A 19109-nucleotide genomic window follows, 5' to 3' on the forward strand; every position below is an offset into this window, starting at 1 on the left:
TCGTATATCAACCCTGCCTGCACTGAGGAATTCACTTAGCGCTACAGGAGTATTTTCATAATGACGGGCAAGGAAACCGATGGCAAGTAAAAATGTGAATTATGCACAGCTACACCGAAACTCGCACATCAGACGCATCATCTGCACGCGCTTAATGCGCAGCGCCCGCCGCGTTGCTCGGCGGGCGCTGCATGCACGGGCTTTTCCGGAAGGCCGCTCGCTACCCGTTCAATTTGACGATAGGCGCGTAGTCCTTCAGGAGCTTCTTCGTCTGACCCGTTTTGGCGAACTTGATGTAGAGCGTGTCGCCGTCCACCTTCGTCACCTTGCCGCGGCCGAACGTCTTGTGGTCCACGGTGTCGCCGACCGCAAACGTCATTTTGGCCGCAGACTTCTTCTCGGCACCGGGGCGCACGTACGAGGAGGCTACGCGGCTCGTGCGCGCATCCGAGCGACCCGCCGAGCCCGACGCGCTCGAGCGACCGAACACGCGACCGCCGCCCGCCTCGGTCCCCGACCCGGCGATGCCCTTGCGGCTGCCGCGCTTCTCCCAGCCCGTTCCGCTGAAGCCGGCCGAGCCCACGCCCGTGGTCTGGCGTAGCTCCATAGGGATCTCCTGGATGAAGCGCGAAACGGGGTTCGACGAGGTCTGGCCGAAGATCTGACGCGCGTAGGCGCAGGTGAGGAACAGCTTCTTGCGGGCGCGCGTGATGGCAACGTAGGCAAGGCGGCGCTCCTCCTCGATGCCGGCGGCGTCGTTCACGCTGTTCATGTGCGGGAACAGCGTTTCCTCCATGCCCGCCACGAACACGCAGTCGAACTCCAGGCCCTTCGACGAGTGCACCGTCATGAGCGTGACCGCCATGCCGTCTTCGGCCACGGTGTCCAAATCCGTGCGCAGGCGCACCCACTCGATGAAGTCGGCCAACGAGTCGCCGCGCAGCACGCGCACGGGAGCCGCTTCAGCGTCCTCGCCGGCGGTGGGGGCGGCGTATTCGGCATCCTCTTCGTCGTGCGTGTCCACGAACTCGTCCACAACGCCCAAGAATTCCTTGATGTTCTCGATGCGGCCGATAGCCTCGTCGGTGCCTTCGGCCTGAAGGGCAGCGATGAGGCCGCTCTTGTCGATGACGGCCTCGATGACCTTGCGCAGGTCGCCGCCGTACGATTGCGCCTCCTTGATAAGGCCCACGAACCCGCCGATGGCCTGGCGCGTGGCCGCGCGCAGCTCCGGATCCACGATGGCAAGCTCGGCCGCGTCTATGAACGTCATGTCCATCTCGCGCGCGAACTGCTCGATGCGCTCGATGCTGGCCTTGCCCACGCCGCGGCGCGGCACGTTGATCACGCGCTTGGCCGCGATGTCGTCGGCCGGGTTCACGATGAGCGTGAGGTAGGCCATGACGTCGCGGATCTCCGCGCGATCGAAGAAGCGCGTGCCGCCGACGATGCGGTACGGCACGCCGGCGCGCAGCAGCATATCTTCCAGCATACGGGACTGGGCGTTGGTGCGGTAGAACACGGCCATCTGGTTGTACGTCAAGCCGCGTGCGCGCTGCTTCTCGATTTCGCCGGCCACCCAGCGGCCCTCGTCGCGTTCGTCGGACGCCATGTACACCTGGATCTTGTCGCCCTCTTCGGCATCCGTGAACAGCTTTTTCGCCTTGCGGTGCTGGTTGTTGGCGATAACGGCGTTCGCAGCCGCCAAAACGTTACCGACGCTGCGGTAGTTCTGCTCCAACTTCACCGTGTGCGCGTTCGGGTAGTCCTGCTCGAACTCAAGGATGTTGCGGATGTCGGCGCCGCGCCAGCTGTAAATGGACTGGTCGTCGTCGCCCACCACCATGATGTTCTTGTGCTTCGCGGCCAAAAGCCCCGTGATGGCGTACTGGGCGTGGTTCGTGTCCTGATACTCGTCCACCATGATGTAACGGAATCGATCCTGGTAGGCGTCCAGCACGTCCGCGTGGTTCTTCAGCAGCAGGAACGCGTACAGCAGCAGGTCGTCGAAGTCGAACGCGTTCGCGGCTTTGAGGCGCTCCTGCAGCTTCGTGTAGACGCGCGCCGCCACCTTCCCCACCGGGTCGCTGGCCTGCTTCTCGAACTCGGCGGGCACCACCAGCTCGTTTTTAGCCGTGGAGATGCGGTTCATGAGCGCGTTGATCGGGAAGCGCTTCGGGTCGATGTCGAGCTCGGCCATGATCTCTTTGTACAGGCGCTTCTGATCGTCCACATCGTAGATGGTGAAGTTCTTGGTGAAGCCCAGCTTTTCCGCGTCCGCGCGCAGGATGCGCACGCACATGCTGTGGAACGTGGCCACCCACATGCCGCGGCTGCGCGGGCCTACCAGGCCGGTCAGGCGTTCGCGCATCTCGGCGGCCGCCTTGTTCGTGAACGTGATGGCCAGGATCTCCCAGGGGGCAACGCCGAGGTTCTCGATCAGGTTCGCGATGCGGTACGTCAGCACGCGCGTCTTGCCGGACCCGGCGCCGGCCAGCACCAAAAGCGGCCCGTCGGTGGTCACGACCGCTTCGCGCTGCGGTCCGTTCAGGGTTTCGATATCGATTGGCATGTGAGCAGTCTCCTTGGCATGGAGGTGAAATGAGCCTTCGTATTCTACCCCTTTTCCCTAAGGCGCCCAAGCAAACGCGCGCAATCTGCGCAAGGAGGACGGGGCGAGCTGCCGGGGGTTGCCGAGGGTTGGCGGGAGCCGTCGAGGGTCGAGGCATCGAGGGTCGCGCCGTCGATGCCTCGGCCGCCTCGCCGCAGGCGCGCGCTCTAGGCGAGCGCCTCCACGAGCTCGCCGGATCCGCCGCCGCGCGAATCCGTGCGATCGGCTCCCAGCGAGTCACCCCACATGGACAGCTCGGCCCCATGCTCTACCAGGTTGGAGCATTCGTTGCCCGCGCGCTCAAGGCACAGCAGCAGCTGGTTGTACACCGCCTTGTTCTCAGGGGCGCACTGCTGGCTGCTGACCCGGCGGAAGTGGTCCTTGCGCGCTTTGCTCTGGCGCTTGATGATCTGGCGACGACGTTCGTCGAGCACGCGCTCCGACGCCACGTCCTGATCGCTCAGGAACTGCAGGACCGCGCCGTACATCTCGGCCACCATGGCCGCGCTCTCGCCCAGCTCTTGGCGCGCCTCGTCCGAGAATTGCTTCTTGGACGACAAGCGCTCGCTGTAAAGCGCGGACACTTCCCCGCAGCGCGCACCGATGCGCCCCACCGCGTCCACGATGAACATGAGGTCGGAAATCTCGGCCGCTTGCTTTTCACTGGTCGCGCCAGCCGACAAAAGCTCCACCGCGTAGTTCGCAAGCTCGGTTTCCGCAGCCTCCACCGTTGCGCAATCGGCCTTGAGCGCCTTGAGCGCGGCTGCATCCTTGTTCGCGATGGCCTCGGGCAACGCCGTCAGCATGTCGCGCACTTTCTCACAATACTTCTGCAGCTCTTCACCGAACATCCTGATGGCGAACACCGGCTGACCGACGATCTTGTCGTCCAGGTTCACGAGGGCGCCCTGGTCGTGGGCACCGGCCTTGCCGGGCACCAAAAACGTGACGATCTTCACCATCACCCCGATGAACGGCAACCACAGCAGCGTGCACACGACGTTGAACGTGGTGTGCGCGTTCGCGATTTGGCGCGCGATGACGTCCAGCTCGGGACCGGGCGTCAGGAACTGCACGAACTGCACGATCACGGGAACGAACCAGATGAACACCAGCGCGCCTGAAATATTGAACACGCTGTGCGCCACCGCCGTGCGCTTCGCGTCGCGCGATTGCCCGATCGAAGCCAACAACGCGGTAATGGTGGTGCCGATGTTGTCGCCCAGCAGGATGGGAATGGAGCCCGCAAGGCCCAACACGCTGGTCACGCCGTCGGGACCGGCCTGCGAGGCGAAGCTTTGCAGCACGGCGATGGTGGCGCTGGAGCTTTGCACCACAAGCGTCATCACCGTGCCAACCACCACGCCGAGCGCGGGGATGTCCTTCACCTGCTCGATCATGGCCAGAAACACTTCGCTTTGCGCAAGCGGCTTCATGACGGCGCCCATGGTGTCGATGCCCACGAACAGCAAGCCGAACGCGAACACGGTCTGGCCGATGTTCTTGATGCGCTCGTCTTTCGCGATGAACCACACGATGAAGCCCACGAACACGATGAGCCAAATGTAGTCGCTCAGCTTGAAGGCCATGAGCTGCGCGGTCATCGTGGTGCCGATGTTGGCGCCGAAGATGACGGCGATGGCTTGGCGCATGGTCATAAGGCGGGCGCTCACGAATCCGATGGCCATGACCGTGGTGGCGCTGGAGCTTTGCAGCACGGCGGTGGCTACCGCGCCGGCCAGCACGCCGAGCACGGGATTCGAGGTGAGCAGGGAAAGGATGGACTTCATTTTGGCGCCTGCGGCTTTTTGCAGGCCCTCGGACATCATGTTCATGCCGAACAGGAACACGGCCAGTCCGCCCAGCAGGCCGAACACGGTTTCCATCGGAGCGTTCACGCGGGACTCCCCTTCGCATCATCGGTTACAAGCGTCAATGCACGCGAAGCGAAAGGATACCGGGCGAACGGTAAGGCCATTGTCAAGGGAATGTAAAGTTCAGGTAAAGTTTTTACAATTGGGCGGGCGAAGGGGGCGGGTGCCATGCCGCAAGGAGCATGGCTCGGCGAGCAAGGGGCGCGCCGACGGCAGGACGGGTCGGCGGCGGGGCGGCGGGGCGGCAGAGGGCGGCTTGCTTGGTGCACAATTCTTGCCGCAATGTTGCGCTCGAGCGCATGGCGAGACCCGTTCGCCGGCAACGGGCATTCGCGACCAGGCAAAACGCACGGTCATATTGAGGTCAGCTTCTCGGTTTGCCCCTCGAGCGCAACATTGGGGACAAAACTGTGCACGAAGAGGGTAACGCACCCACTCGACCCCCTGCCCATTCGCCCGAACAGCGCGGAAGCGAGCGGCCCCTTCGGCGGAAGCGAACGGGCCCTTCGGCAGGAGCGTCGAAGGGCCCGGGTCCGGCGTCAAGGCGCTTTGCCGTTTTCTGACGGCGAAGCGCTACACGATCTTCTTCCCGAACACGGCCGCGATCTCGCGCAGTTCGGCGATAAGGTCCCTGAACTGGGACGGGGTCAGCTGCTGCGGGCCGTCGGACAGAGCCGCCGGCGGATTGGGGTGCACCTCTATCATGATGGAGTCGCAGCCCACGGCCACGGCGGCCTTCGCCAGCGGCGGCACCAGGTCGCGCACGCCCGCCGGATGCGAAACGTCCACGCACACCGGATACAGGCTCTGCTTGTGCACGACCGGCACGGCCGAGATGTCCAGCGTGAAGCGCGTGGCCGTCTCGAACGTGCGCAGGCCGCGCTCGCACAGCACCACGTTGTCGTTGCCTTCCATGGTGATGTAGTCGGTTGCCGACAGCCACTCGGAAATGGTGCCCGCGAAGCCGCGCTTGAACAGCACCATCTTGTGAGAGTCCTTCGTCACCTGGCCGATGTTCTTCAGCAGGCTGAAGTTCTGGAAGTTGCGCGCGCCCACCTGCAGGCCGTCCACGTAGGAGTGAACCATCTCGCAGTGCGCGGAGTCCATGACCTCGGTCAGGGTTTTCAGGCCGTACTTTTGCCCGGCATCCTGCATGATCTTGAGGGCTTCCTCGCCCAGGCCCTGAAACGAATGCGGGTTCGTGCGCGGCTTGAACGCGCCGCCGCGAATCCAGGTGAGGCCCAGATCGGCGATGCATTCAGCCACTTCTTCGAACTGTTCTTTGCTCTCGACGGAGCACGGTCCGGCAAAGATGGTGATCTCGTCGGATCGAGTGCCGTAATCCGGCAGTTTGGTTGCTATCTGTTCGCTCATACCGACGGGGTCTCCTTCATCACCTTAAGAATGCTGGCATAGATCTCACGCAGGTTCTCGTTGTACAGGGGACCCTCGTTATAGCTGTTCAGTTTCGCAAAGATCTCCTCTTCGCGCCGCGGATCGTACAGGCCCAGATGAGCACCGGGCTTGAGACCGCGAATGACCAGCGAATGACCGGCGCGCTTGTTGAGCAGCGCGACGATCTGACGATCAATCTCGTCGATCTTGGCACGATGTTCTTGGATCTCCGCGAAGGAGCTGTTCTCTTCAGACATCGGCTTTCCTCTCATAACTCTTATGCGGTAACGAGCATGGCCCTTGGCGCCCGGCGGGCGGCCGGCCCTCGTGTGGTTCAGTATGATAGCAAAAGCGACGGGCCAGAACGGCCCGCCGCGTCAATATTTGCTAGGAAGTTCCTGGGTGAATGGCCAGCGCGGCCGACGGACGTCGCCTTACGGCAGCATCCCCATGGACTCGAAGGCGAAGTAGCCCAGCACCAGCACGCCCACGACGATGCGGTACCAGCCGAACACCGTGAAGTCGTTTTTCTTGATGTAGCCCATGAGGAACTTGATGGAAACGACCGACATCACGAACGCGGACACGATGCCCACGATCAGGACCACGATTTCCACCTGCGTCATAACCAAGCCGGCCACGAAGAACTTGAGGGCTTTCACCAAGCCCCATCCGAACATGATGGGAATGGCCAGGAAGAACGTGAACTCGGCAGCCGCGGTGCGCGAGCAGCCCGACAGCATGCCGCCGATGATGGTGGCGCCGGAGCGGCTGGTGCCCGGGATGATGGCCAGAACCTGGAAGCAGCCGATCTTGAGCGCGGTCTTCCAGTCAATGTCGTCGACGTTGGTGATCTTGAACACAGAAGCCTCGGCCTCTTCGGCGAGGTCGGTCTGCGAAGCGCGCGCATGGCGGCCGCGCGGCGCCTCCAGCGCGGCTTCGGCCTCGCGCAAGCGGCGGCGGTTGCGGCGCTCGAGCACGATGAACACGATGCCGTACAGGATGAGCATGGCGGCGACGGTCACTTTGTTGTAGAAGTGCTCGTTCACCCAGTCGTCGAACAGGATGCCGATGATGGCCGCGGGGATGCAGCCGATGGCGACCATGCCCCACAGGCGCCACGTGCTTTTCTTCTCGACCGAGGTTTTCTTCGGCGAGAAGGGGTTCAGCTTGTGGAAGTACAGGATGAGCACCGCCAGGATGGCGCCCAGCTGGATGACCACCAGAAACAGCGCCAGGAACGCATCGGACACTTGCAGCTTCACGAATTCGTCCACCAGGATCATGTGGCCGGTAGACGAGATGGGCAGCCATTCGGTGATGCCCTCGACAATGCCGATGAGCAGGGATTTCAATGCTTCGATGATCATGCGTGCAGTACCTCTGATTGCTTTCGGGTCGAATAGATGCGCGCGGGCGTTGGCCGCGCCTGGTTGCTAGCGCCGGCGTTGGTGGTGATCCTGCAACGCCGCGATGGCCAGCAGCGCGACCGACAGGCACAACCCCATGAGAACGAACTGGGGAAGCTCCTGACCGAGCGCCATGGTGGCAAGCGCGACGAGCGCTATGACGAGCGCGGCGAGCTTGCACAGGTAGGAGATGCGATCGTTGAACGAGGCATGCAGATCGCGACGATGCCGGTCGGCGTCGGGACGCTCCCCTGCTTGCGGCGAGGCCGCCAGGGGTTCGGGCGCTCCCGTCGCGCTCGACGCGGCCTCCGCTTCCGCAGATGCGGACGCAGGCGCAAGCGCGGACGCGGACGCAGACGCGGACGCTGGCTCGTCGAGCGTCGATATGTCGTCTCGCACGTTCTCCATGGCAGGGATTGTACCCGAGGATGAGCGTCGGGGTCGAAGAAAACAGAGGGAGGACACGATCGGCGACCGCCCCGCCGACGCACGGTCCAAACCTGGGAGGGAGCGGGCTTCGTGCAAACTACGTGGGGAATCCCCGGCGGAAACATACTGGAAACGCAGCGCGGGAGGGGTTTCGTGTAAGATTGGCGGCGAACGAAGGCAAGGCGGGCGCGCCCGGTCCCGCGCCGCCCGTGCAAAAAGGAGCGAACATGACCACAGCATCATCCGACCAGAAGGTTATCGTCGTCGATTTCGGCGCGCAATACGGGCAGCTGATCGCCCGCCGCGTGCGCGATCTGGGCGTGTACTCGGAAATCGTCCCGTGCGACATCGCCGCCGCCGAAGTGCGCGAAATGAAGCCGGCGGCCATCATTTTGTCGGGCGGCCCGGCCAGCGTGTACGCCGAGGACGCACCGTCCATCGACCCTGAGATCTTCGAGCTGGGAATTCCGGTGCTGGGCTTTTGCTACGGGCAGCAGATCATGGCCGTGACGCTGGGCGGCACCGTGGGCCATACGGAAAAGGGCGAGTACGGCGCGGCCGAGCTTGCGCGCTGCGACGCGGGCGCATCGCGGCTGTACGGCGAGACCCCGGCAGAGCAAACGGTGTGGATGAGCCACCGCGACGCGGTTTCGCACGTGCCCGCAGGGTTCGCGGTGACGGCGAGGACCGAGACGTGCCCCGTGGCCTCGATGGAATGCGCCGAGCGCAGGCTGTACGCGACGCAGTTCCATCCCGAGGTGCGCCACACGCCGCACGGCGACGAGCTGCTGAGGAACTTCCTGTTCGGCATTTGCGAACTGGAGCGGAACTGGACCATGGACTCCATCATCGACGACGCGGTGGAGGCCATCCGCGCGCAGGTGGGCGATGCCCGCGTGATCCTGGGCCTTTCGGGCGGCGTGGACTCCTCCGTAGTGGCCGCGCTGTGCGCACGGGCTATCGGCAAGCAGCTGACCTGCGTGTTCGTGAACCACGGCTTGCTTCGCAAGGACGAGCCCGAAGAGGTGGAGGCCGTGTTCACGAAGCAGTTCGACGTGGACTTCGTGCACGTGCACGCCGAGGATCGCTACGCGGCGCTGCTGGCCGACGTGGTTGATCCCGAGGAAAAGCGCACGATCATCGGCACCGAGTTCTGGAAGGTGTTCTTCGACGAGGCGCAGAAGCTGGACGGCGTGAGGTTTTTGGCGCAGGGCACCATCTACCCTGACATCATCGAGAGCGGCGCGCGCAAAACCGGCGGCAAGGCGAGCACCATCAAGAGCCACCACAACCTGATCCCCTTCCCCGAGGGCGTGCATTTTGATCTGATCGAGCCTTTGGACCACTTCTTCAAGGACGAAGTGCGCGCGCTGGGCACGGCGCTGGGACTGCCCGATCACATCGTGCATCGCCAGCCATTCCCGGGGCCGGGTCTGGCCATCCGCATCATCGGCACGGTGACGCGCGAGAAGCTGGCCATCCTGAAGGAGGCGGACGCCATCGTGCGCGAGGAGCTGGACGCGTACAACGTGGCTGTGTTCGAGCAGACCGGCGAGCGCAACGGCGAAGGCAGCGTGTGGCAGTACTTCGCGGTGCTGCCCGACATCAAGAGCGTCGGCGTGATGGGCGACGAGCGCACGTACGGCTACCCCGTGATCCTACGTGCCGTGGAGTCGAGCGACGCGATGACCGCCGACTGGGCGAAGCTGCCCTACGAGGTGCTGGCGCGCGTGAGCGGCAGGATCGTGGCCGAGGTGCCGGGCGTGAACCGGGTGGCCTACGACATCACGAGCAAGCCGCCAGCGACGATTGAGTGGGAATAAATGGTGATACGTTTTCGTATCAGTTTGTGACCCATCATGCCCTCTGAGTATTGCCTGCTCAGAGGGTATTTTTTTATGTTTTGATAATGCGGTCACGTATTATCGTGACCCACAAGATGACAACGTCTGCGATAGCGTCTTGCGGGCGGTTTACGAGTTGTTATTTGTCTTTCTACCAGGTGTTTTCTACAAATTAATGACGATGCCAAAAGAATATCACTTGATACAGTTTTGTATCATTTCCTGCGCTTTCCCAACCTATGCGGGACCATCGACCTGCAAGCCGCCTGCAATTTCAGAATTGATACGTTTACGTATCTGTTTTTCGAAAGGGAAAATATTGCTTTTGGGTCAAAACTGGGTCACGGCGTAAAAAAGACCTCTGACGAGGCCTTTTTCTCCATGTCCGGCTCGACTGCGCCCTGGACGAGTCCCTCCAAGCGACGTATCGAGAGCGCCCTCTCGAATCCTCGCCTGTTCGACGCCCATATAAAAGAACCGCCCGCAGGATTGCCTGCGGGGCGGAATAAGACTCATAAAGCGCTTTTGCGAAACCTAGATGCGAGACCTTCTCAGAGCGAACACCCCTGTTGCGATAGAGACGACGGCAAGGATAGAAAGCGCTGTTATTGGCAGCATGGAGTCGTCGCCGGTCTTGGCGAGCGATTCCTTGTCACCGTCGTTGTCGGCCTTATCGTTCGCAGATTCATCATCGACCACCTGCTTCTCTGCCGCGACAACGGTGAACTCGGTCTCGGCAGTGCCAGTATCGGAGACGATCGCCAGCGTGTGCTTGCCTGCAGACAGGGTTTCAAGATAGGAGGCATTCAGGGTGACGATGGTGCTGCCCTCCTCTACCGTGTATTTGGAGGAGTCCACGTCTTTTCCGTCTACCTGAACCTTTAAGAAGTCAGCGAAGGCGGCATTGGAAGTAAAGAACAGTCCGTCCTCGCTACCCTTCCGCCACTCCCCATTCGCACCTTTAATAATCATCGCCTTGAAGGCGGGGTCGACCTCACTGCAAACGGTGCATTTGCCGTTCTCGTAGTTGTGACCGGTGGCCTGAATTTTATTTTCTTCAGGAGTCGTTGGAATTGTGCCGCTTTCATCTTTGTAATGCTTACCGCAGATTTCGCATGTCCAATATTCCTCGGTTCCATCCACTGTGCAGGTGGCATCTTTCTTTGGCGTTTGTATCATATTGCCATGCGTTACTGTCAAGTTGCAGGAGGCGCTAATTCCACTGCCGTCCGCAGCGGTAGCGGTAATCGTGGCGTTGCCTGCGCTTATGGCAGTCACTGTTCCATCTGCGCTTACCGTAGCAATATTGGTGTCACTGCTTGCCCAAGTTACAGCTTTATTAGTAGCATCGGCAGGCTCTACCGTGGCAGTCAGAGTATAGCTGCCGTTTTCCTGTAAGATTAGGCTGTCTTTATCCAGCTTCAAGCCGGTGACAGAAACTGTAGCCGGTTTAATATTCAGTGTATATGTTCGGTCGATACTGCCGACGCTGTTGGTGGCGGTAACGGTAACCTGGAATTGCCCATCCGTGGTTGGGATGCCGGTGATTGCGCCGGTGTCGGCGTCCAGCGTCAACCCTGCAGGCAAATCGCTGGCACTCCATGTAATGTTGTTTCCAGTTGCTTCCAGCGTCGCAGTGTAAGATTGCCCCACCGTGCCGTCAGGCAGGCTTTCGGTGGTGATGGCGGGGGCGGTGACAATGATGCCGCCCGGTTCGCCATTCAGGGTACCGCCTGTATTCACAATGGTACCGTTGTTAGTCAGTTTGTTATTGGTGTTGAGGGTAGACCCCTCCGGGATGGTCAGGGTCTCGCCCTGGGCAATGGTGAGGCTCTCGTCCAGGGTCACATCGCCGTACACGGTGCCTTTCTTGTCGTTGAATACGATACCAGTGCCTGATGGTGTAGGTTCATCGACACGAGAAGCTTTGATCCCGTTTTCCGCCCGCACGATGGCATTGTCACTGATTGTCAGCCTAGTAGTGGCACCGGTGGCTTGAGACGATTGCACATTGAACAGAATCCCATCGCTCCTCGTGCCGCCGCTGGCGGTCAGGCTGCCGCCATTGACGGCAAGGGAGAGCTGCGGGGAGCTGGTAGCGTACGGGCTGGACTGCACATAGACGCCGGCGTAGCCAGAATTGGTTTGAGTAGTCTTTGCATCGACGGAAGCGTTTTTAATGGTCAGGGAGGCGTCGCCTGTTCCGCTTTTGACACATATTCCGAGAGAAGAACCAGAAACTTTCAAGCTTCCATTGCTTTCACCCGTAATAGTCAGGGAGGCGTCTGTACCATAGCTGTTCGCGCTCAACTCTGAATTCACATAAATTCCATAGCTGCCTGTGATGGTATTCTCACCAATCAGCTTTATGGTCAGGGAAACCGGCTGCCCGCTATGGCTCAGAGCATAGATCCCGGAGCCATAAGGCGCTGATACGGCATTAGACCCTCCCTGGATGGACGCCCCTCTTAAGGTCAGAGTGTTGGAGTTTGGATCGTATTTGACATTCCAATTATTAGAAGTGTCGCTGGCTCCCACAACCCGTTCTAGCTCCCCACTGGCATTTGTTTTCCAGTAGGTGGTTTCAGTACTACTAATAACCTGCGTATTTCCCACATAAAGCGTAGCGGGCGCATCTTCTCCCACCGCCAGCGCCGTGGCGGGCAGCAGGCCCAGGCAGAGGGTCAGCACGCAGAGCAGGCTTAAAAATCGTTTTTTCATCATGACGGGTCTCCTCGCCTTATGAATAATCCATTATTCAATTATCCCATAAAAAGAATGTTTTCCGCCTTCCGCTCTTGACAAAAGTCAGGGAGAAAGCCTCCGAGGGCGCATGGTTTGCATCCCCCGATTGCCGTATCAGAGACGGCGTGCGCGCCCGTTGAGCACCACCTACAGCCACTCCCCCTCGTAAACATGGGATTAGTCGCCAGGGAATTAGTCGCGAATCGGGCAGAACAGAGGCCGAAAGCGCGTTTTGCAATCTCCTCGCCTGATCGCAGAATGATTCGCCCTGCAGAGAGCTCCTTGAAAGAGAAGCAACGAGACGGCATAGGACAGCACGTATTTTAGATTCGTTGCTATTGAGTGGGAAAATGGCGATACGGCTTCGTGCCGTTTCCCACACTTTAACAACACATGCGGGACCATCGATCCGTAAGCCGCCTACAACTTCAGAATTGGCACGTTTTCGTATCGGTCTCTCGAAAGGGAAAATCGGCTTTCGGGTCAAAGCTGGGCTGCGGCGTAAAAAGCCTCTGAGGAGGCCTTTTCTCCCCGCTCCCATCGCACCTACGCTCTGAACGAGTCTTTCCAGGCGACGTATTCGGCGTGCGTGAGCTCGTCGTCTCTGAAGTCGCGCTTGTTCCTGTACCAGTGGTGCATCGCCTTGGCAAGGGCCTCCTGCTCCTCGGTGTCCAGCTCCTCGGGGAGGGAGAGAACTATCGTCTGGCCGATCTTGACAGGCTCGAGGCAGAACTCCTCCTCCAGGTCGAAAAGCACATGGATGGCGTCATCGACGTTACTCCCCCAGTCCGCCTTGAGCGTCGAGGGGCTCACCCCCAGGCAGCGCGCGATCTCGTCGATCATCTGCTCCTTGGGCATACGCTCCCCGTACTCGTACTTGCGCAGCGAAACGACGGAGATGCCGAGCATGCCGGCAAGCTTCTCGGCGGTATAGCCGCGCTCCTTCCTGATGCGCTGGATCTTCTCTCCGATGCCCATCTGCGCCTCCTTGCTTGTAATACCGAATGTGTTTTTCGACGATTCCGAAAAACATCCTCTTTTGATACGTAATTGTATCAGTTATTCTATTTCCATAACTGATACGTTTTTGTATCACATGGAAAGGAAGGGGTTATGCGAAAGAGACTCATAACGGCCAAAGAGGTGGCCGAGGACCTGGAATGCAGCGTGCAGCATGCATACAAGATCGTCCGCATACTCAACGCCGAGCTGGAGGACATGGGTTGCCTGACCATCCGAGGAAAAACGAACCGCTCCTACTACGAGGAGAGGCTCTTCGGTCGCGCAGACGCGATCGACTTGGACGAGACGGATGCGGGGCGCTAGCCATGACCGTCAGAAAAGACAGCAAGCGCGGCACTTGGCTCGTCAGGCTCTACTACACCAACCGCGACGGCAAGACAATCGACTCGACGAAGCGAGGGTTCAAGAGCAAATCCGAAGCCCTGGAATGGGAGCGGAACTTCCTCGCGAACGAGGCGAGGTCGACCAGCATGACCTTCGAGCAGTTCGTCAAGGTCTACGCCGAAGACGTGCGGCCGAGGCTCAGGGAGACCACCTGGCGCGGCAAGGAGTACGTGATCAACGACAAGCTTGTTCCGTTTTTCGGCGGAATGAGGGTCGTGGACATCACATCCAGAGACGTCATCGACTGGCAGAACAAGCTCCTCAAGGAAAGAGACGAAAACGGCAAGAAGTTCTCCGAGACCTACATCCGGACGGTCGAGAACCAGCTCTCGGCGATTCTCAACCATGCCGTCAGGCACTACGGCTTGCCCTCCAACCCGCTCCAGAAGGCCGGCAGGGTCGGCGAGAAGCAGGGCAAGGAGATGAAGTTCTGGACGACCGAGGAGTACCTGAGGTTTTCGGAGCAGCTCATCGACAGGCCCGAGATGTTCTACGCTTTCGAAACCCTCTACTGGTGCGGGCTGAGGGAGGGCGAGCTGCTGGCGCTGGAGCCGGATGATTTCGATTTCGCCAACAGGACCATCAGCGTGACGAAGTCGTACAGCCGCCTGGACGGGCGCGACATCATCGGGAAGCCGAAGACCAAGAAGTCCGAGCGGGTCATAGCCATGCCCAGATTTCTCTCCCAAGAGCTCCAGGAGTACATCGAGATGGAATGGGATCCAGGAGAGGACGGCAGGGTCTTCCCGTTCACCAAGTACGCGCTCAACAACACGCTCAAGACCGCATCGAGGCTCGCGGGGGTCAAGGAGATCAGGGTCCACGACCTGCGCCACAGCCACGTGTCGCTCCTGATAAACCTCGGCTTCACCGCAGTCGCCATCGCCGACCGGATGGGCCACGAGAGCGTGCACATCACCTACCGCTACGCTCACCTGTTCCCGAACCAGCAGAGAAACATGGCGGACGTCCTGGACGCCCTCATGAACGCGAAAGGCGGCGGCGATGAGCGTTAAAAACGTCGACAAGGAAGGCAGGTGGAGGAACGTCACCATCGGGTTCAGGGTGTCGGAGGAGGAGAACGAGCGCGTCAACCAGCTGGTCGGCCTGAGCGGGATGACCAAGCAGGCGTTCATCCTGAGCAAGCTCGAGGACAGGCAGATCAACGTGCTCGCCACGATCCGGGTGCAGAAGGCGTTCGCGGTGCAGGCCAGGCGCGTCGCCGACGAGCTCGAGCGCCTTTCTGCCGGCGAGCAGCCGAACGCAAGACAGCTCGAGATCTCCGAGGCGATCCTCGACATCCTAAACCAGATGGCGGCAGGCGGGATGAAGCTCGGAGACGAGCACGACGAGGCGAGCTTCGAGGAGATGGAGCTTGCGGATCTGAAGGCCACCATGGCCCCCGACGAGAGGTTGGTTCCTCTGAAGCCCGACGAGGTGAAGCCCGTCGTCGTCAGCGAGCGCCCCATGCCGCAGAAGAAGGCCCGTAAGGGAGTCAAGGCCAAAGGACTATTCAAGAAGGACAGCTGATGGGTCCACGCAAGCTCACAGGAAACGCTGCGGTCGACGCAATCGCCACGATGGCGGTGACCGGCAACGTGATTCCGGCGACCTGGTACAAGACCATAACGGGCCCAACGGGCAAAGCCGACCTGGTGGCCATAAACATCCTCTCCGACATCCTCTACTGGTACAGACCTCGCGAGGTCCGCGACGAGTTCACCGGAGATGTCGTGGCCTACCAGAAGCGTTTCTCCGCAGACCTCCTGCAGAGAAGCTATGAGCAGCTCGCCGATCACTTCGGCATCAGCAAGCGGCAGGCCAAAGACGCCGTCGTGCGCCTGGAAGAGCTCGGCGCCATACGGCGCGTATTCAGAAACATCGAGAGCAGCGCCGGCACCATGGGCAACGTGATGTTCATAGCCATCAGCCCTAAGCGCGTCTACGAGCTCACCTATCCCGAGTCCGATGCCGCGCCAGACCCTATGACGGAAAAACGCCATAGCTATGACGGTGCCGTCGCGAAAGCCGACGCCCCTATGGCGAAAATCCGTCATAGGTATGGCGAAAAATCGCCAGACGTATACAAAGACTACTCAGAGACTACTGAAAGACCATCCAACCAGCCAGCCGGCTTCCCTTGCGGCGAGGAAGGCGGGACGGCGGAAACGAGCGAGGACTTCGAGAGCGCATGGGAGAAGGTCCCGCGCGCCAAGGCGTCGCAGTGCGCCAAGGAGAAAGCCTGGCGCGTCTGGCGCGAGTCCCTTCTGTCCGACGAAGTTGACGAGGCGTTTCTCGCCAAGAGCTACCGGCGCTACGTCTCCCAACAGGAGGACGCCGGCACGGAAGGCAGGTTCATCGCGACCCTGTCGACCTGGCTCAAGCCCAACAGGCCGATCGCGGGGCTCAGCCTCGAAACGGCGCTTGAAGAGCGCCGCGAGCGGAAGGACCGCGCAGCGCGAACGAGGGCCAAAAGGCAGGCCGAGCGGGAGCGCGAGCAGGAAGAGATGCGTATGCGCGAGCTCGAAAAAAGCTGGCGCGAGGCCGACGCCGAGGCGCAGAGGCTCTGGGCGATGGCGTGGGACGCGAAAGGCGGCTTCGAGCGCATGGGAGACGCCATGCGAACGTATCGGGCGTACCGCGACGAGCGGTTCAAGCCCGGCTAATGGGAACTGGGACAATTTGTCCCAGTTCCCTGAGCGCTACCCGCGCGCCACGATGCGGGCCGTTTTCGCAGTAACGCGGTTGTTGGGGTTCCACGACCAGTCGCCGTCGTGGTCGTATCTCGCGACGAGCGGGGTGCCGTCCTCCATGAAGGCGATAACCGGGTAGGGCTTGTAGCTGTCGTCGACCTCGCGCATCCAGACCTCGTCTCCCAGCGAGAGCTCGCCAGCCGAAACCTCATCGGCGTCCAGGAGCGCCCCCAGGCGCTCGCCTTCGGGCATGGACTCGTCGAAGGCGCGCAGCATCTCGTCGAAACCGTACGCGGCCTGCTCCTGGAACCCCTCGTAGGGCAGGATGCGCTCGACGATGCTCCAGCCGTCGACGACGTAGATGCCGTTGTCGCCGGGGTTCATCTGCGAGTCGGTGGTGTAGGTGCCGATGCCCACCGAGCACGTGCCTCCGAAGAAGTTGCCGACGACCTGGGCCAGGCGCGCCCATCCGTAGGTGTCGGCGCTCGGCGGGCGGTAGCCCTTGAGCTCGCAGTACTTCAGAAGCGGCTCGACGGTGTCGCGTCCGCCGTTCCAGTGCAGGTACAGCCCGATCTTGCGCTCCGGCGTGGTGATGACTGCTCGGTTTCCCATGATGACCTCCTAGATCTTGCGACCCGCCCCTTTGGCCGGCCTCTTGGCCGCGGGGATGCCGCGGTCCTTGCGCGTGTCAACGGAAGGAAGCGGAAACCCCTGCAAGGGGCCCTGAGCTTTCGCGGGCGTGCAGCGTCCATCGTCTCCGCGAAAGGTTTTCCGCGCCGTTGACTCGTGCGAGGTTCGCGGCGATCATCGGTGGCCGAGGCATGCCCTGGGACGGGCGCATCGGAGGTCGCCGGGTTCCGCACATCGTGCCGGCGGGCGGAACGGACTGCGCCAGCCGTGGCGGATGCGCCACCGTATCGCCTTCGTGAATGCTGGTTCGGGGATGGCGGCGCGCCCGCAGCGTCGGATGCCACGGGCGCGCACATCGCTTGTCAGGCGGGCCGCACCTCGAACGGGTTCACGGCGCAGCGCCATTCGGTGTCAACGTCGCCCTCTTCCGTCTTGCGGATGCGCACGAACGCGAAGTCATCCGAGGCGTACAGGTCGACGACGCTGCCGGGTTCGCACTCGGCAACGAGACTTGCCGTATCCTCCGCGAACGACCAGGGCTGGTCGTCGGTGAACAGGCGGCATCCGTCGCCGTACACGGGGTCGATGGAGACGGTTCCGTCCTCGAGCGCCCGCTCCTGCCAGTCGGCGACGTCGCGCCACTCGCGCTTGAGGCGGGCGAGCTTCTCTTCCGAGACGCGCAGGTCCCGGACGCAGCAGTCGATGTCGTATACCCAGGTGCCCATGCCGGGCCTCCTTTCGGTGGGATGGTTGGAAGAATGCCGCCTCGGGCGCGTGCCCGGGGCGGCTTATCGTGTCCGGCTGGACCGGGAGGTCCTAGTCGGTCTGGCCGGCGGTGATGTCGCAGCCGAGGCAGTTGATGTGGTGCCTCAGGAGGGCGCGGTTCTCGCCGATGACCATCATCGCGATGCTGTCGAAGCGGATCGGGAGATTGGCGAACCCCTCGTCGTCCGCATGCTCGGAGAGCCAGGTCGCCGCTGCGATCTCGCGCCTTTCGCGGGATGCCACGCCTCCGTCGTCGGGCATGCCCTTGTCGGTGCCGCGCCTTGCGAAGACATCCACGAACACGATCGCGTCGTCCTCTCTCGCCACCACGTCGATGGCGCTGCCGCCCTCGGATTCCCACCCGGTCTCCAGGACCTCGTAGCCGCGCTGGATGAGGAATCTTGCCGCCGCCTTGATGGCCTTCTCCTTGAGTTCGTACATGATGACCTCCTTGGGTTGCAGGCGGTTCGCCCCTTTGGCCTTCCGCCTTGTGGCGCGAAAGGCGCGCGGGTCCCGCCGTGGGCGCAAGGGAGGAAAGCGAAGGAGGCCTTACGTAGATCCCTCATCCTCCGGTGTTTGTCGGAAAGTTTTGCCTGCATCGAACGAAATCCCATCAGGTAAAAGTTTTCGGGAAACATCGCGTGCCCTTGCTCCTGCGGCGGGTTCAGTGCGGCAATGCGCGCTCAAGGCAGACGGCATAAGGGGCATCGCAGTCAAGGAGTCTCCCAACGAACCTAGGAAAGGCAAGGCGCACAAGGGCCCTCCGAACGCGGATGAAGGCCATGGGACGGCGGGAAGCGTCGATGCAAGCAGAGGGTGGCCGATCTGGATGACGCCGTCTTTCGCCGGAAGGCGATGCAAGGCGGACCGAACAGATAGCGAACCGATTCGGCGCAAGGCAGCAGGCGCAGGATCCGTGGAAAGCCAGCCGCCATCGCACACGACGACGAGGCGATAAGCGATCTCGCGCATGCACGAGATGCGCCCATCACCGCCGCGCGCTTCTTCGGAAGGCACTGTGACAAATTGTCACAGTTGACCGCCCGTCAGGCGAGCCAGGTACCAAAACAGCGCCTCACATGGCCTTTCACGCCGCCACTGTCCTCAACCTTCGTTGTGTTAGACCGCTTTGGATACTGGGACTTTTCCTATATAATCTTTCTTGCTTAGATAGCAGGCGAAAGCGAGGGAGCTCCTATGGTCACCAAGGATGATGCGTGTTGGATAATCGGCCTTTCCGCAGGTGCGGGCATTGGCGTATACCTTGATGGCGGCTGGGGCGTCGATGCGCTTGTCGGGCGTGAGAC

General features: G+C 61.4%; 16 protein-coding genes. 5 read left to right on the top strand and 11 right to left on the bottom strand.

From position 1 onward, the window contains the following. Nucleotides 1-220 precede the first annotated feature (220 nt). From LQE90_RS08995 to LQE90_RS09020, 6 genes are all read right to left on the bottom strand, one after another. Nucleotides 221-2572: an ATP-dependent helicase gene (locus LQE90_RS08995; RefSeq protein ID WP_216529474.1), complete on the bottom strand. Its 2352-nt coding sequence runs from the start codon at nucleotides 2570-2572 to the stop codon at nucleotides 221-223. A 206-nt stretch (nucleotides 2573-2778) separates the two neighbouring features. Beyond that, nucleotides 2779-4509, bottom strand: coding sequence for a Na/Pi cotransporter family protein (locus tag LQE90_RS09000; protein WP_216529475.1), 1731 nt, complete (start codon nucleotides 4507-4509; stop codon nucleotides 2779-2781). 549 nt (nucleotides 4510-5058) lie between these two features. After that, complete coding sequence (gene aroF, locus LQE90_RS09005; protein ID WP_123191870.1) at nucleotides 5059-5859, bottom strand: 3-deoxy-7-phosphoheptulonate synthase; 801 nt, start codon at nucleotides 5857-5859, stop codon at nucleotides 5059-5061. Then, nucleotides 5856-6137 carry a chorismate mutase gene (locus LQE90_RS09010; RefSeq protein ID WP_114568017.1) on the bottom strand — a complete coding sequence of 94 codons (282 nt, stop codon included), beginning with the start codon at nucleotides 6135-6137 and terminating at the stop codon, nucleotides 5856-5858. The genes aroF and LQE90_RS09010 overlap by 4 nt, the downstream gene beginning before the upstream one ends. Nucleotides 6138-6314: 177 nt before the next feature. Continuing rightward, nucleotides 6315-7250 (bottom strand): undecaprenyl-diphosphate phosphatase, encoded by a 936-nt coding sequence (locus tag LQE90_RS09015; RefSeq protein WP_216529476.1) that lies wholly within the window; start codon nucleotides 7248-7250, stop codon nucleotides 6315-6317. Between the two features lie 66 nt (nucleotides 7251-7316). Continuing rightward, nucleotides 7317-7697, bottom strand: a complete 381-nt coding sequence (locus LQE90_RS09020) for a propionyl-CoA carboxylase subunit beta (protein ID WP_216529477.1) — start codon at nucleotides 7695-7697, stop codon at nucleotides 7317-7319. A 248-nt stretch (nucleotides 7698-7945) separates the two neighbouring features. Here LQE90_RS09020 and guaA point away from each other — a divergent pair, with 248 nt between their 5' ends. After that, on the top strand, nucleotides 7946-9541 hold the full coding sequence (gene guaA / locus LQE90_RS09025) for a glutamine-hydrolyzing GMP synthase (RefSeq protein ID WP_216529478.1): 1596 nt from the start codon (nucleotides 7946-7948) through the stop codon (nucleotides 9539-9541). A gap of 555 nt (nucleotides 9542-10096) precedes the next feature. Here guaA and LQE90_RS09030 read toward each other — a convergent pair. Both LQE90_RS09030 and LQE90_RS09035 read right to left on the bottom strand, forming a co-directional pair. Further along, on the bottom strand, nucleotides 10097-12286 hold the full coding sequence (locus LQE90_RS09030) for an Ig-like domain-containing protein (RefSeq protein ID WP_216529479.1): 2190 nt from the start codon (nucleotides 12284-12286) through the stop codon (nucleotides 10097-10099). A 567-nt stretch (nucleotides 12287-12853) separates the two neighbouring features. Beyond that, on the bottom strand, nucleotides 12854-13285 hold the full coding sequence (locus tag LQE90_RS09035) for a helix-turn-helix domain-containing protein (protein ID WP_216529480.1): 432 nt from the start codon (nucleotides 13283-13285) through the stop codon (nucleotides 12854-12856). Between the two features lie 135 nt (nucleotides 13286-13420). Here LQE90_RS09035 and LQE90_RS09040 point away from each other — a divergent pair, with 135 nt between their 5' ends. The 4 genes from LQE90_RS09040 to LQE90_RS09055 are packed head-to-tail and all read left to right on the top strand — an operon-like array spanning nucleotide 13421 to nucleotide 16380. Then, complete coding sequence (locus tag LQE90_RS09040; protein ID WP_216529481.1) at nucleotides 13421-13633, top strand: DNA-binding protein; 213 nt, start codon at nucleotides 13421-13423, stop codon at nucleotides 13631-13633. Between the two features lie 2 nt (nucleotides 13634-13635). After that, nucleotides 13636-14730 carry a site-specific integrase gene (locus LQE90_RS09045; protein WP_216529482.1) on the top strand — a complete coding sequence of 365 codons (1095 nt, stop codon included), beginning with the start codon at nucleotides 13636-13638 and terminating at the stop codon, nucleotides 14728-14730. Then, the gene (locus LQE90_RS09050) at nucleotides 14720-15244 is read left to right on the top strand and encodes a plasmid mobilization protein (protein ID WP_216529483.1); all 525 of its coding nucleotides are present in this window, start codon (nucleotides 14720-14722) and stop codon (nucleotides 15242-15244) included. The genes LQE90_RS09045 and LQE90_RS09050 overlap by 11 nt, the downstream gene beginning before the upstream one ends. After that, nucleotides 15244-16380 carry a hypothetical protein gene (locus LQE90_RS09055; RefSeq protein WP_216529484.1) on the top strand — a complete coding sequence of 379 codons (1137 nt, stop codon included), beginning with the start codon at nucleotides 15244-15246 and terminating at the stop codon, nucleotides 16378-16380. Before LQE90_RS09050 ends, LQE90_RS09055 begins: the two co-directional genes overlap by 1 nt. Nucleotides 16381-16416: 36 nt before the next feature. Here LQE90_RS09055 and LQE90_RS09060 read toward each other — a convergent pair whose 3' ends face one another. The 3 genes from LQE90_RS09060 to LQE90_RS09070 all read right to left on the bottom strand — a co-directional run bounded on the left by LQE90_RS09060 (nucleotide 16417) and on the right by LQE90_RS09070 (nucleotide 18243). After that, complete coding sequence (locus LQE90_RS09060; RefSeq protein WP_216529485.1) at nucleotides 16417-17019, bottom strand: hypothetical protein; 603 nt, start codon at nucleotides 17017-17019, stop codon at nucleotides 16417-16419. A 380-nt stretch (nucleotides 17020-17399) separates the two neighbouring features. Then, entirely contained in the window at nucleotides 17400-17762 is a 363-nt protein-coding gene (locus tag LQE90_RS09065) for a hypothetical protein (protein ID WP_216529486.1), read from the bottom strand. A 91-nt stretch (nucleotides 17763-17853) separates the two neighbouring features. After that, on the bottom strand, nucleotides 17854-18243 hold the full coding sequence (locus LQE90_RS09070) for a YraN family protein (protein WP_216529487.1): 390 nt from the start codon (nucleotides 18241-18243) through the stop codon (nucleotides 17854-17856). Nucleotides 18244-19109: the final 866 nt, after the last annotated feature.

Source organism: Paraeggerthella hominis, assembly GCF_021044775.1.
Classification (GTDB): Bacteria; Actinomycetota; Coriobacteriia; order Coriobacteriales; family Eggerthellaceae; genus Paraeggerthella; species Paraeggerthella hominis.